13 protein-coding genes are annotated in these 14,073 nt (G+C 29.5%); 8 read left to right on the top strand and 5 right to left on the bottom strand.

Annotated features, from left to right (window positions below; translation table 11 throughout):
* The first annotated feature begins 1,162 nt into the window (after positions 1-1,162).
* Positions 1,163-1,951 carry a replication initiation protein gene (locus ACKRLN_RS08975; RefSeq protein ID WP_416335405.1) on the top strand — a complete coding sequence of 263 codons (789 nt, stop codon included), beginning with the start codon at positions 1,163-1,165 and terminating at the stop codon, positions 1,949-1,951.
* A 35-nt stretch (positions 1,952-1,986) separates the two neighbouring features.
* Here the strand turns inward: ACKRLN_RS08975 and ACKRLN_RS08970 are convergent, their stop codons facing one another.
* Together ACKRLN_RS08970 and ACKRLN_RS08965 are read right to left on the bottom strand one after the other, a co-directional pair.
* Positions 1,987-2,127: a hypothetical protein gene (locus ACKRLN_RS08970; RefSeq protein WP_416335404.1), complete on the bottom strand. Its 141-nt coding sequence runs from the start codon at positions 2,125-2,127 to the stop codon at positions 1,987-1,989.
* 469 nt (positions 2,128-2,596) lie between these two features.
* On the bottom strand, positions 2,597-3,205 hold the full coding sequence (locus ACKRLN_RS08965; protein WP_416335403.1) for a recombinase family protein: 609 nt from the start codon (positions 3,203-3,205) through the stop codon (positions 2,597-2,599).
* A gap of 233 nt (positions 3,206-3,438) precedes the next feature.
* Here ACKRLN_RS08965 and ACKRLN_RS08960 point away from each other — a divergent pair, with 233 nt between their 5' ends.
* Complete coding sequence (locus ACKRLN_RS08960) at positions 3,439-4,380, top strand: hypothetical protein (protein WP_416335402.1); 942 nt, start codon at positions 3,439-3,441, stop codon at positions 4,378-4,380.
* 42 nt (positions 4,381-4,422) lie between these two features.
* On the opposite strand, the gene ACKRLN_RS08955 is transcribed toward ACKRLN_RS08960, so the two are convergent.
* Together ACKRLN_RS08955 and ACKRLN_RS08950 are read right to left on the bottom strand one after the other, a co-directional pair.
* The gene (locus ACKRLN_RS08955) at positions 4,423-4,899 is read right to left on the bottom strand and encodes a DUF5301 domain-containing protein (protein ID WP_416335401.1); all 477 of its coding nucleotides are present in this window, start codon (positions 4,897-4,899) and stop codon (positions 4,423-4,425) included.
* Positions 4,900-5,027: 128 nt separating this feature from the next.
* The gene (locus tag ACKRLN_RS08950; protein WP_416335400.1) at positions 5,028-5,606 is read right to left on the bottom strand and encodes a hypothetical protein; all 579 of its coding nucleotides are present in this window, start codon (positions 5,604-5,606) and stop codon (positions 5,028-5,030) included.
* A 317-nt stretch (positions 5,607-5,923) separates the two neighbouring features.
* Here ACKRLN_RS08950 and ACKRLN_RS08945 point away from each other — a divergent pair, with 317 nt between their 5' ends.
* The 4 genes from ACKRLN_RS08945 to ACKRLN_RS08930 all read left to right on the top strand — a co-directional run bounded on the left by ACKRLN_RS08945 (position 5,924) and on the right by ACKRLN_RS08930 (position 9,878).
* Positions 5,924-6,421 carry a hypothetical protein gene (locus tag ACKRLN_RS08945; RefSeq protein WP_416335399.1) on the top strand — a complete coding sequence of 166 codons (498 nt, stop codon included), beginning with the start codon at positions 5,924-5,926 and terminating at the stop codon, positions 6,419-6,421.
* 21 nt (positions 6,422-6,442) lie between these two features.
* Entirely contained in the window at positions 6,443-6,742 is a 300-nt protein-coding gene (locus ACKRLN_RS08940) for a hypothetical protein (RefSeq protein ID WP_416335398.1), read from the top strand.
* Between the two features lie 1,028 nt (positions 6,743-7,770).
* A complete protein-coding gene (locus ACKRLN_RS08935; protein ID WP_416335410.1) occupies positions 7,771-8,202 on the top strand; it encodes a plasmid mobilization protein in 432 nt (143 codons plus the stop codon).
* Positions 8,184-9,878 carry a hypothetical protein gene (locus ACKRLN_RS08930; protein ID WP_416335409.1) on the top strand — a complete coding sequence of 565 codons (1,695 nt, stop codon included), beginning with the start codon at positions 8,184-8,186 and terminating at the stop codon, positions 9,876-9,878. The genes ACKRLN_RS08935 and ACKRLN_RS08930 overlap by 19 nt, the downstream gene beginning before the upstream one ends.
* Before the next feature lie 165 nt (positions 9,879-10,043).
* On the opposite strand, the gene ACKRLN_RS08925 is transcribed toward ACKRLN_RS08930, so the two are convergent.
* Positions 10,044-10,334: a hypothetical protein gene (locus tag ACKRLN_RS08925; RefSeq protein WP_416335408.1), complete on the bottom strand. Its 291-nt coding sequence runs from the start codon at positions 10,332-10,334 to the stop codon at positions 10,044-10,046.
* Between the two features lie 239 nt (positions 10,335-10,573).
* On the opposite strand from ACKRLN_RS08925, the gene ACKRLN_RS08920 reads away from it, so the two are divergent.
* Positions 10,574-10,756 (top strand): plasmid mobilization protein, encoded by a 183-nt coding sequence (locus ACKRLN_RS08920; protein WP_416335407.1) that lies wholly within the window; start codon positions 10,574-10,576, stop codon positions 10,754-10,756.
* Positions 10,757-11,084: 328 nt separating this feature from the next.
* Positions 11,085-13,757 (top strand): phage/plasmid primase, P4 family, encoded by a 2,673-nt coding sequence (locus ACKRLN_RS08915; RefSeq protein ID WP_416335406.1) that lies wholly within the window; start codon positions 11,085-11,087, stop codon positions 13,755-13,757.
* Positions 13,758-14,073: the final 316 nt, after the last annotated feature.

Genomic DNA, 14,073 nt, shown 5'->3' with positions numbered 1-14,073 from the left:
AAAATGAAGCTTTAATCAAATTGTTTTAGGGGTGGTTACTTTTTAACCTTAGGTGGTTACTTTTTAAAATGCAATAAGTAACCAGCAAACGATGATTTTACCCTTAGGAAAACACGAAAAATAGCCATTCTTCTTTTAGGTGGTTACTAAATTAGATAAAATTATAAAACAATTTAAATAATTTGAAATAATATATCCTTAATTCGTGTAAAACCTACAAAATAGGATATAAAATAAGCAATATATAAAAAGTTTCTATTTTAGTGGTGATTTAGTAACCACCCCATGAAAAACCTACAATTTATTCAAATAATATGCAAACCCCCTTCTTTTTTTTATTATCGTTGTTTCTATTTTAAAAGGTGCGGAACTGACTCTTCATTTTCTACACTTGCTTCTGGTGAAATCAATTTTAAAACAATTTTAAAATAACTTCTTAAAACACGATCCTTAACCAACTTCAATCTGTAAGTCCTTCCTTACTTTCTGTATGATTCTAGAGCTATCTTATAGGAGTTCATCTTACAGACCACTTTCCTACACTGATAGATGGTATACATATTGACTTTTAGATTTGTAGCTTTACTTGTTTTCTCTAGATCTAACTTATAGTTTATTCTTATTATCCCTTATTACAGTAATAGATTTAATAATCTTAACTGTAAGCCTTACCAATAAAACACCCTACACCACCACTATTCCTTTAATGTGTAAGAGAAAACACTTTTAATATACATTTATATACCTTACATATTAAAATCGATTAAAACTCATTTTATGACGATTGATTCTTATTATAAAAGTAAATATTACAAATTCCCCAATTTAAATTTTGTGTGTTCCAGCTGTTAGCTTATTTACATATATTATTTATATATTTTTTAATATCTTTTTAGGGCTTCTGTAGCCCTTGCAATCACTTAATCATAAGCACCCAAATATTACAAATTCCCCAACAAATATTACATATTCCCCACGAACTATTACAAATTCCCCATGGCTTCATTTCAACGTTTGTAAGATTAGACAACGCTTTAAGTATTGGTATTTCAACAAGTTAAATATCAAAAGTAACTATTACAAATTCCCCAACTATATTACATGTATTTATTACGTAAATAAACTATTGTAATATTTAATGGAAAATGCTATAATCTAACCTATGAATAACGAATTAGTAGTATATAAAAATGATTTCAACCAAATACCCCTAAAAAGCTTTAAGTCTGTAGAACTAGACCTACTCTTTTCGATAATGAGTCAGATGAGGGATAAGGGACTGACTGCTGTAGAGTTTAGCTTCGAACAGTTAAAAAACCTATCTAAGTACAACAACTCTAACGCTACAAAGGAGTTTGTAAAGGATTTAGAGTCAACTTATGATAAGTTAATCCACTTAGATGTAAAGATAGGCGATGATAGGAAGTTTACAAAGTTTGTATTCTTTACTGAATACACTGTAGATAGTGATAATCAAACTGTTACTATTTGTGTTAATGAAAAGTTTTCTCATCTAATTAATGAGCTTACAGGTTCTTTTACAAAGCTAGAACTAGATGAAGTAACTAGTCTATCATCTTCTTACTCTAAGAACGGTTACAGACTCTTAAAACAATACAGATCTACAGGTTACGCAACCTTCTGGTTAGATGAGTTTAAAAAGCTAATGGATGTTCCAGACTCTTATAACTATGGAAATATCAATCTAAGAGTACTAAAACCTATAGAAAAAGAGCTTCCAAAGTATTTCCCTAATCTGAAGATAAACAGGATTAAAGGAACTGGTAAAGATAAGCGAAAAGTTGTAAGACTTGAATTTAGTTTTAGAAACGATGATGGACTTTATAAAGGAAATAGAACATTTAGAGACAATGATGGAAACTACTATAATAAGTACATATCAGACTTTACAGAAGAAGAAATAAGAAAAGCATACCCCGATACAAAGTAAAAGACTGGAAACTAATCCAGTCTTCTTTTTTTATATTAAGGATTTATTATCTCAAAGTCTTCTGGCTTTTCTGATACAAAATAGCTTCCGTCTTCTTCTTTTGTCAACAACACCCCTTTTTCAATCATATTGCTTGAATAGTAAGCTCCTTTAGGGTTCTCATCGTTAAGCTTCATTTGACTCTCCTTAAATCAATCTATATGTTCATTATATCAAAGAAAATATAAAAAGTACTATTTAGGCTTGTATTTAACCACTTTAGACTGTATAATGTTGGTGACTAAAAGAATAAAGTTCGACCATGTTGGACACACAAAAAGACTGGAGTTGCCGCTCCAGTCTTTTTTATTAGGTTAGTTACTATCTTGATCTTCGTTTCTATCTAACCATTTGCAGATGTAGTGACTAAGTACACCTGCCATAACAGAAACTAAAAAAGAATAAAGTATTTTAAAGATGTTCTCGACCATGGTGTCCACACCCCCTTCCTGTTACCAGTCTAGGGATAGTAACACTTATATTATAACCTATATAGTCTTTATATTAGAAATGGCTTATATAAAGGTGATTAGTCTTTTATATAGGCATACTAATATATGCCTAGTATATTTAAAACGCAAAAGAAAACGTTATCCTGCACATAATTTAAGCTAATTTTTCATAATTTTCATCATTTTTACGTTCTTTGTTATATCTTCTAAGTGTTTCATAGTTAATTCCAGTTTGTTTTGCTGCAAATCTTATAGAATCACCATCATCTATAAGCTTAAACGCTAACTTAAGTTGTGGATCATCCATTTTAAACTTTTTTGTTCCACCTTTATAAACACCCTTGGCTTTCGCTAGTTCTATTCCTTGTCTTTGACGTTCTTTAATTCTTTTACGTTCAGACTCTGCAATATACTTATAGATTTCAAGGATCATTGTGTTCATAAGCTTATTTATACTTTTATCATCTGTTTGAGTTAAAGGAAGGTTTAAGACTTCTAAAGTTGATTCTTTTCTTTGTATTTCACTAATTATAAAGTCCAAGTCATCATAGGATCTTGAAAGCCTATCAAGTTCAGCTACCACAACTACATCGCCAAAGTGAATAGTGTTAAGAAGCTCTTTTAGTGCTTTTCTATCCTCTATGTTCTTACCAGACTCTTTTTCTATGTAAAACTTATCAATCTTAGCATCTTTCATTAGCTCTTGTTGTCTATCTACTTTTTGTTCCTTCGAACTTACTCTAATATAACCAAATCTTGCCATAATTCTATCTCCTGTAAAAAGCTGTTGAGCCACCTGTTGTGACACTTACAAACATTATACTATCAATGTTTACTATATACCACTAACAGGCTACACTATGTTGTGTCATATATTTATATAAGAACATTAAATATTATGTGATTTATACACTATATCTTATGTTTACGTAATTACTTATTGGGTAACTAGATTAATGAAGTTAGTTTGAATTTTAACTTAAATAAGGAGGGATTATGAGAAAGAAGAATTTTTTTTCGTTTTTGATTGTAGCTATTTTATTAGTTGGAATACCATCAACTTTAGTAGTAGCAAGCAGTGAGGTAGATAATGAAGGAATTTATCAGCAAGATAATTTATTGGAGGTTCAATTATATACTGAAACTCAGGATATTATAAAAAAAGATATTTTTAATGAGGTTTTTACATCAGAAGATATAAAGTTTTTAAAAGAAAATTTAAATGCTAAAATAAATTATTCAAAAGATAATGTGGAAATAAAAATTAAAACAAAGATGAGACCTTCCTCTGAAAGTGAGCTTATATTATATGCTGATGGTAAACCTATAAAAGTTAGATCTAATGGGACTATATTAGTAAACAAAGATACAGAGACTATTTCTAAAACAAAACCTTCAAACGATGACGAAATTCACTCTGTAAAGTATAGAAGTACATATAGCAATGAAAATGATGATATTAATTTAGAATCTTTTAACAAATCAGATATTGAAACAAAAAATGATTCAGATAAAGCCGAAGTTGTATTTACAGCTGCTTCTGGAGATTTATTAGCAAAAATGGATGAAGAAGAAGATAATTTTCTTAAAAAAAATAATATAAATACTATGGCTGCACACAAAGGATATGGAGACAAATACTACCCTGGAGATTGGGTTCACTGTAATAGATTTAATGGTTATGGTTCAGATGGTGTCCATTATAATTGGAGAACAGGATCTGCTGGCGATAAGGCTAGAGCACTAAAGAATTTTTATTCTAGTGATTGTCATATAGCATTAATTCAAGCGGGAAGTGGATGTACATCTATCGGTTCTTGCCAATGTCATACTACTAAAAGAGAAGCGTATTGTTCCAGATTTACTAGAGATAAAAATACTGGAAGATATTGTATTTATGAATATCATAAGCACTCAGGATTGGTTATTCCAAGATAACATAAAAAAACAAAAGAGTTTTTATACTCTTTTGTTTTTTATTTAAAAATCATCTTTAAATATATCATCAATATTTACTGATATATCTTGATTATTTCCTTTTTCATTAATTATGTTTTTTAATTCCTCAATATTTTTAAAGTCTAATTCGAAAATACCATAATATGGCTGTTCAAAATAAATACGATTATTTTCTTGATATAGTGAATTTATCACTTTCCCTTCTTTCATCTTAAATATAATTAAATTAAAACTCTCTTTATTAGGAACATCAGAAGTACTACTTTTATTTGTCTTTTTTGCTTTTTTTAATATATCTAATAAATTATTTATATCAGACTTTTTATCAATTGTACTTTTTTTAACGCCTTTATCATCATTAACATTAATAAATGTTATACTAATAATATCCTTGGATTCAGGAATTTGTACGTGGCTAGGATGCAAATTGTAATTTTTAATTAAAAAAACCCCAATAATAATAGTAATTAATAAGATCCATTTTTTATTTTTTGACATAAATTTATCTCTCCTTCTATTAATTAGAATCTTTTTGCTAATAAAACTATCCTTCTTATTAGTATAATAAACAAGTTTAAATGTAAAAGACACAAGAAATTATTCCAAATACTTCACTTAATAATAAACTACCTGCCAAACAACCTAGCCCAGAAGCCTTTTGGCTCTTCTTCATTGGCTGCTGACTCATAAGTTTTAGTTTCTATAGCTTTAGATTCTAACTCTTCAATTTTCTTATTTGCTGTAGCTAGAGTTGCTGCAATGGTGTTTGATTGATGGATAAGTTCTGTTAGTTTATCGTTGGTTTCTTTGTATAGATCCATGAACTTATCGTTAAGCTTTTCTTTATCTTCTTGTAGGGTTTTATTTTGATCTATGAGTTTAGCTTTATCATTATTAAGTTCTACAATCTGACTTTGATATTCTTCTCTTATTTTTTGAATTTCTATTTCATAGTCAGCTCTGATTGCTGCAATTTCTTCTTCTTTTTCTTCAATCTCATCAAACAATCTTATATTTGGATTTTTTCTTTTTTGTAGATCTTCTAGAAGCTTAATTCCTTTATCATTAGGTTGGTTTCTAGAATTAAAAGCTTCATTGTATTCTTTTTCAGGAACAGACTCCTGGAGCTCTTTTATGTAGTTTGCAATGGTTACTGTGGAAGTATTTAGCTTGTCTGATACTTCAGGTCTTGTGTAGTAAGTCATCTTATTATCCTTTATTTAAATTTCAAGTGATATGTCTATTTAAAATTATACATTAATTAGCTTTTAATTTCTATATACTTATAAAATAATTAAATACTCGTTATAAATTAATTACTCTATTTAGAGCGGTTTTATTGGTTGATTAAGAACTAATTTTACATAGATTTTAATTTAATTATATATTACTTATTGAATAATTAATCAGTATGTGGAATAACGATAAAATGTTGATATTTCAAGGCTTAAATGTATAATAAAGATAATTAATTAATAATTAATTTTTCTTAAATTTTGATAGAAGGGAGGAATAGTAAAACATGGAAGCTACAAATAAAATTGATATTCAAAAAATTAAAAACATAGAAGAAATTTTTAAGTTAATAAAAAAAGAGTCAGGTTATGATCTAGAAAACATTTCAGACTTCAGCGACTTTGTGTTTGATGCAAACATGTTAGAGTTTAACAAGAAAAACAATAAAATTAAGGTAGAAAAAAGAATAAAACTTTTAAAAGAAAAGCTAAGAAACGAAGAAGTTAGAAATGAAACTAAATTTAAAAACTATCTCATGATTGAAGAAGTTTTTAAAGATTATGGACTTACATTAACTCGTGATGATTTTAATTATATTTTAAAAGCTGCTGGTTATCGTGCTAAGGATTCTTATAGTATTCATTTATATGAACAATTAAATAAAGACTTGGATTCCAATATGACTCAAATGTGTAACACTATAAGTTTTTATGAGAACGAAACAAGAGAACGTATAAAAAATGATTTAGAAGAAGAAGGAATATTTTATAAAAAAATGGTTTAGGTTTAGATAAGGAGATATTGTATGACCGCAACAAATACAACCAAGAAAAATACAAGAACCACTAAGGGTAAACAAGCTATTGAACTAATTGAAAAAATTAAAGAGCATTTAGGTTACGATCTTTATAATGTTGATGATTATTTCTTGTTCCGTAAACATTCCGAGAACAAAAATTTTACTAAAGCAGAAAATGAAAAAGAAGATTCAAGCTTAAAAGATACTGTAGAAAATTTAAAAAATGAAAACGAAACACTTAAAGAACTTATTGAAGAAGATTCAAATGAGTCTAAAAATAAGGTTGAAGAAAATAACAATTATTAAAAATAAAATAAGATTTATAAATTGTCCTAGAATTAATTTTCTAGGATTTTTTATTGTGCTTATTTATCCAAATAAGCTTAATCTGCTGCCTGTATTTATTTACCAGATTGTTAATAGATATACGAGTAGATAATTTTGCTTTATTTATTGATGTCCACAAACTGTACAATAAAAGTACCCAAAGTGGACATCTATTAAATTATAAGTTTATTTGATGTCTCCAAAGTGGACATTTTTGGTACACAAAATGGACATCATTAAAAACACCATAGGTGTGGTACACTTTTTGGACAATAAAAGTACATAAAGTGGACATGGGATTTATCAAAATGATATTGGTGTCCATAAAGTGTCCTTTAAAAGTACCGTAAGTGGACATGATATAGATATAGCTATGGTAGTGGTACATAAAATGGACAAACAAAGTACACAAAGTGGACATCGTAAAATAAATGGGATAGTTTGTGTCCAAAAACTGTACCAAAAATGTACCCTAAATGGACATGAGGGTACGAAAACGCCACGGAAAATCTTTAAATTAGTGGCACAATTTTATAAAAATCAGCAATTTTTATAGCGTAAGCTTATGATCTGGAAGACTTTGTCTGACTAAAAATAAAAGGGGTCGAGGGGTGGAACCCCCGCAAGCTAATAACACGAGATTGATTTAATTTATTAAATTGTTCGACGTGTTAACAGCTTGCAACACCAATTTAAATTAGTATAGTATTTAAAAGCAACAAAACGAAGTTTTAAGCTTTTTAAATTTTGGTGTTCCAATAAGAATTATAAATAATATAGATGTACCCTAAGTGGACATCATTTTTAAGATTGTTTTATGGAGCCAAAGGCTATGATAAAATTTTTAATTATTTATTTTTTACAAAATTAGTTTTTAGCTTTACTAAGAATTAGTTTATGAAATTACAAACAAACTTTTAGATAAACATTTTTTTCGGAGAAAAGAGTTTTTGAATACGTATTCAAATAATATGTAGGCAATGATCAAATCTAAAAGGAGAATAAACGTGGACAAAAAAGAAAAAAAGAATCACAGAATCGGTATAAGATTGACTGATAATGAGATCGAAAAAATTGATAATGAGGCTAGTTCTGCTGGACTAAATAGGTCAGAATATATCAGATTTAAATTAGGAATTGAAGACAAATCTTTTGAAGACAGAATAGAAACTTTTGAAGAAAGGCAAGAGAAAATTCTTGATCTTTTAGAAAATTATGATCTATCTGAAGAAGCAATTATAAAGTTAGTAAATGAATTAAGTACAGTTAAATTAGCATTAAATAACGTCGGATATGATATTAGAAGTTTACGACCAGCACACGCACATCCTGGATCTTATTTTAATAATCACATGCTTTATGATGAGTATAGGTATATAAGAGATAATCTAGACAAAATTGGAGAAAAGGTAGGTTTACTATGGGAATTACAAAAGTAATACCTACATATAGTACTAAAAGTCTTTTAAATTATTTAGAAGAAGTTAAATACGAAGATCATGTAAGAAATGTTGGTTATTTTTCTGTTGGTGTTAATACTACAAACCCATATCAAAACTTTAAAACATTGCTTGCTGATAAGGGAAAATTAAATAGAATACGCCAAAGAAAAGGACAAGAAAGAGTTTATGAAGGTCAACATATTATTACATCTTTTACTCATGAAGAGCTTAATCCTGAAAGAGAAGAAGATGTAGAAAAGGCTAGACAAATAATGCAGGACTTGATGATGGATGACTACCATAAGTATGGAGCAGTAAGTGTAGGATACCTACAAAATGATAATGGTTTTTTACACTTCCATAGGCTTTATCCTACAGTTGCAAAAGATGGTAAAGCTTTACGTGGCGAAGTTTATAACTTTTATCATTGTGCTTATAAGCTTGATAATATGATGGAAAAACATGGCGTAAATCAATCTATTTTGACTATGGAAGAGCGTTATGGTCCTGGTGGTGTAGATAAGGATAGAGGAGAGTTAAAAGGCCCTAGAAAGAACAATAGGAATGAGATTAAAGCCTACATAGCAGGTGTTATTGATGAGGGTTTAAAAGATGTTAATATCAACTCTGAAGAGAAATATGTAGAGTATCTAGAGAGTAAAGATATTAGCTTAAACAAAAGAAAAAGAGTAGGGGATAGTAAAGAAGCAGGCTACGATATTTACGACTGGACTTATGAGTATCACTATGTAGATAAAGGTCCTAAGCTTAAAGATAAGTCTATGAAAGTTAGGGCTAGACAGATTACTGATAAGAACGGTGAGAACATCTACACACCTGATAATATATCTAACATCCTTAAAGAAAACTTAAGAATGCACGAAAAAGCTCTAAAAGCAAGACAAGCATTGATTGATCAACAAAATAAAATAAACATGCAGATGGAAGAAGTTCAAAAGAAAAGAGCTGAAGCAGAAGAAGAAGGTAGAAAGAAACGTGAAGAAGCTCAAAAGAAAAGAGCTGAGAAAAGAGCTGAAGCAGAAGAAGCTAAGAAACAAGGGTCTAAGAAGCGTGAACTTAAAGCCTATAAAGACTACACAAAAGATGAGCTTTTTAAGCTAACAGATGAAGAGTTTAAAGCTGTAACATCTGGTTTAAGTGGTATGGAATATATGTCACTTGATTTTGAGCGAAGGCAGAAAGCAATGTTAAACGATTTGTCTTCTTCTAGGTTTAAAAAGAATTCAAATGAAGTCAAAGCTAATGAAGAGCCTAGACCTATAGAAGAAATTAAAGCTAAAGATGAGGTTAAGCCTAAAGAAGAAGTTAAGGTTGAAGATAAGATTAAGCCTAAAGAGTCTTATGTGGTAGAAGATAGCAAAGACAAGGATGGCAACGGTGTCGATGATTACCACGAGTTTTTAGTAAACAAAAGGGTTAGTGAAATAGAAGAGTTATCTAATCTTGATGAAGATGAGATAATTACTGAAGAAGACTTAATTGAAGAAGCTATAAAAGAAAAACCTAAAACGACTCATGTTAAAGCTGATTTGAATAGAAAAAGCCCAAAAAGGAAAAGTCCACCAACTAGAAGTGAGCTTAATGACTTTATGAGACGTGGAGCTGAATTAAATGCCCAACTAGATGAAAAAGATGATGGTTACGGATATTAGATAGATTTACGTCTTCATATTTTGCGTTTTAAGCGATTTTATATTCTAAGGCATAGGATTGTATGTCTAATATAAAAGTCGTTTGAGGGTGATTATGATTTGTATAGTATTTTGGATAAAAAAAGAAAGACTAGGAGTTGATTTCCTAGTCTTATTTTTATTTGTCTATTTTCTATTCCATTCGTATTCTAAATAGCTATCTATTTGAGTTATTAGTGATTGGTCTGCTTCAAAAGTATACTTTTCAGAGTACCAATAACCCTCCATTAGTCCATAACGTGTATCTAAGTAGATGTTAGGACCTCCAGATGATAGTAATATCCTAGATCCAAGGTACTCTTTATCGTAATTAGAATAAACCTCAATATCTAAAGGATCAGATATATCACCTTTTTCTAATATTTCTTCATAAAAAGCCTTAACTTGATCTTTTAAGTATTCAAAATTTCTGTCCATAATTTATTCTCCTTATATTGTTTAAAATGATTGATTTTCAAAATATTATTCGAAAAATTATGAAATAATTTTTAAATTAAAAAAATGTGATTCAAAGCATTATGAACTACAGAACAAAGGGTTGTGGATAACTTGACAAATTGATTATTTTGAGATACAATATATTCAACACATGTCAAACAAATGTGTCTCAATAGTTTACGCTATTATAAATAATATTTTTTGGGGGAAAAATTTTTATGGATGTAAAGAATATCGCACTACAAAATAAAACTGAAACCTTAGGCTTAAGGATTACAAAAAGTGAAAAAGATTTTGTTGAAAAAGAAGCTAAAAAACGTGATACTTCCGTAACAAATCTTATAAGGTCACTTATATTAGATTGTATGGTAGAAGCTGATAAAAATAATAGTGTAAACTAATATTTAAAGCAATTAAGATAGACAGGCGTAGATAGGACCGTGTGTAAAATACTAATAGTGGGTGAACCCGTGTTTTTGAATATAGGTCGTTATATATCCTATCAGGAAACCATGAACCGCTATGAAGAAAAGTTATAAGGAAACTAAAAATAGACAAAAAAATAGACCTAGATTTTAAACCTAGATCCACCTTTTTTCGAAAATTGTTTTGTTGTTACCTATATAATACAACAATAACAGTTAAATGTCAAGAGTTTTAGGCGTTTAACAGGTGAATTATTGGGCGAGAGACTTTCTATTTTATAATCTGTTTTGAATACAATTAAATATGACAGAATTTTCTAGAAAAGGTATGCCTGAATTAGATGAAGCCCATAGCAGGGATGATTCATTGTACAGAAGAGGTGCTTCCTATAAGGGCAGAGGTTTAACTAATGAAGAAATGGCTGAAGAGCTCAGAAAGGAAAATCAGTTATTTAATAATCCTATGAGTCACGCTCAAGTTGAAAAGATTATTAGATCTGCTTCTAAAGTTGAAAGAACCGTACCTTTTAATCAAAACAACAATTCAGAAACAAACGAAACTAAAGAAAAAATCCAATACAAAGAACCTAAATCTACTTCTACTAAAACATATACTCATGTAGAAGACTATGTTTATACTGATGAGCTTGGAAATTATATGTTTGCAAAGGCTAGGAGTAAAGTTGTTGATCATGATACAGGTGAGGTTGGTAAATCCATATACTACAAGGAGAAACTAGATCATCTTAATGAAGAACAAAAAGCTACTCTTTATAATAGGGTTGGGATTAAAAAAGCTATTGAAGAAGGTAAACCAGTATATATTGTTGAAGGTGAGAAGGATGCAAACACTCTTATTAAAGCTGGTTTAACTGCAACATGTTCTAAAAGTTCAAGCGAAAAGATAAAAGACTATCATAAAAAACAATTAGAAGGTGTTAAATCAATCTATTTAATACCAGATAAAGATAAAGCTGGAATGACGAGTGCTTACAAGTGGTTTAATGCTCTTGAGGATGTTGTAGATAATGTAAAGGTTCTTAATTGGAATGAAGAAGATATAAAAGCTGATCCTGAAAGCAAAGAATTTGCTAAATGGGATATTACAGACCAAGTTGAAGCTTGTAACTACACTAATGAAGAGCTTTTTAATTTTATTGAAGACAACTCTTTTAAAGAGTTTCCTCAAAAATATCTAGATATAATAGGTCCGATAAAACCTGAAGTAAACATTGATAGATTATTAAAAGATCCAAGAGTATCTGCAAGTAGAAATACTGCAATTGAAGCTTTTATAGACCGATTTGTAAAAAGGAATATAAGTCTAAAATCAAAAGATGTAAACCCTAAGTTAGTCTACTTGGACCTTTTAAACTATATAAATTCACATTTAATTGCTCTTAAGGCTTATTATAAGGGTACAGATAAGTCTAACATACACAAACCTGTAGATAAGCTACCTATAGAGTCTATGGCTTATTTTCTTACAAAGTTATTTATTTTTAAAGCTGTAGCGGTAAATGGTGATAAAGACAGTATAGGCTCTACACCAGTATTAAATGATATTCTTTGTATCTACGCTGATGATATATCCATAAACTTTGGAGTTCCAGAGCCTTTAAGAGGTCTACATGTTCAAAATATAGACGTATTAAAAAGACTGATTACAAAGTTTAATATCTACACTAACAAAGAGCTTAATGAGATGTTAGATATGATTTATAACTCTAGTGAACGTGTATCCACAACTAGAAACCCTGATTTAATAGCTACAAATAATGGGATATTTAACTACAAAAAGAAAAAACTACTAGACTTTAGACCTAGGTATGTTTACTTAGGAAAATTAGATACTGATTACAATCCAAATGCTAAGAATGTAGTAATAGAGGAACATGGCGAAAAGTGGGATATTGAAAGCTGGATATCAGACTTATTTGACGATATTGAAGAAGAAGTTCTTGCTATGTGGCAAATAATAGGAATGATGGTTAGGTCTGATGTAAAAACCGACAAAGTATTCTTATTCTACAATGAAACAGGGAATAATGGTAAAGGTACAATATGCCAACTAATCAGAGGTATAATCGGGTCTGACAACTGCGCTTCTACATCTATCGATGACTTTAACAAAGACTTCGGTCTTGAAGATCTGGTTGGTAAAAAGGCAGTAATTACAGATGAAAATGATGTAAGTGCATTTCATAAGAAAATGTCTAACTTTAAATCAGCTGTAAGTCGTGATCCAATAAAAATAGATAGAAAATACCTTAAGGCTGTTAATTATGTATTCCAAGGCAATATGATTCAATGTATAAACGGATTGCCAAACACTAGAGACACTTCACCAAGTCTTTCTAGAAGATTTTATTTTGTAATATTTAGAAAAAGGTTTAAGGTAGGTTCAAAACCTTGGATTAAAAGTGATTACATCAATAGAAAAGAGGTTAGAGAGTATGTACTTTATAAAGTCCTTACTCTTCTAGAAGATCATTATAATGTGATAGAAACCAAATCTGCAAAAGAAACTTCAGACCAATATGATGAAGAAAATGACATAACTTTAAAGTTCTGGAATGAAGTAAAATATGAACTTGCTTGGGATGTAGTACCTTTCGATTTACTTTTTGGTATTTATACAGGTTGGTATAATGAAGAAAAGAACGGCTCAGTTACTATAAAGTCAAACTACAATGTCGGGAAAACTAAATTTAAGAATAAAATTATAGGTTATATTGAAAATGATCCAGATAGTGAGTGGATGGTTGAAAGGGGTAAAAAGTACAGAATATCAGATGTTTCAGATACTCCAGAACCTTTAGTTTATGAATACAATGTAATTGATTGGATGAATGATGTTTATAAAGGAGATGACCCTTTAAGATATAGCATTGTTAATAATAAAAAAGCTACAGGTAGATACCTTGGTATTTATAGAAAATCATACTATGAAGATGATAGTAGACCAACAGAATAAAAAAAACAATAAAGAAGTTAGATTTTTAATCTAGCTTCTTTTTTAATGAAACAAAAGAAAAATAAAAGTATTAAATCACGTATAATTATAAATAAAAATTTATAAAAGGGTGGTTACTTTTAGTAGCCACTTGCTAGTTAGGTGGTTACTAAACAGGGTTAGGTGGTTACTAGACAAATGGTTTAACACTTTATTTTGACATTATAAACCGATAAACAACTAAATCTATTTGAGTTTTCCTAAACAATTAAAAACCATTAAAAAAATTTAGTAGCCACCTGGTAACCACCACGCCTTTTAAGGAACCATCAACAAT

The organism is Anaerococcus sp. AH8042_DFU013_CI05 (assembly GCF_047936775.1).
Taxonomy (GTDB): Bacteria; Bacillota; Clostridia; order Tissierellales; family Peptoniphilaceae; genus Anaerococcus.
Note: the sequence above shows the minus strand (reverse complement) of the source record. Positions and strands in the feature narration are given on the sequence as shown.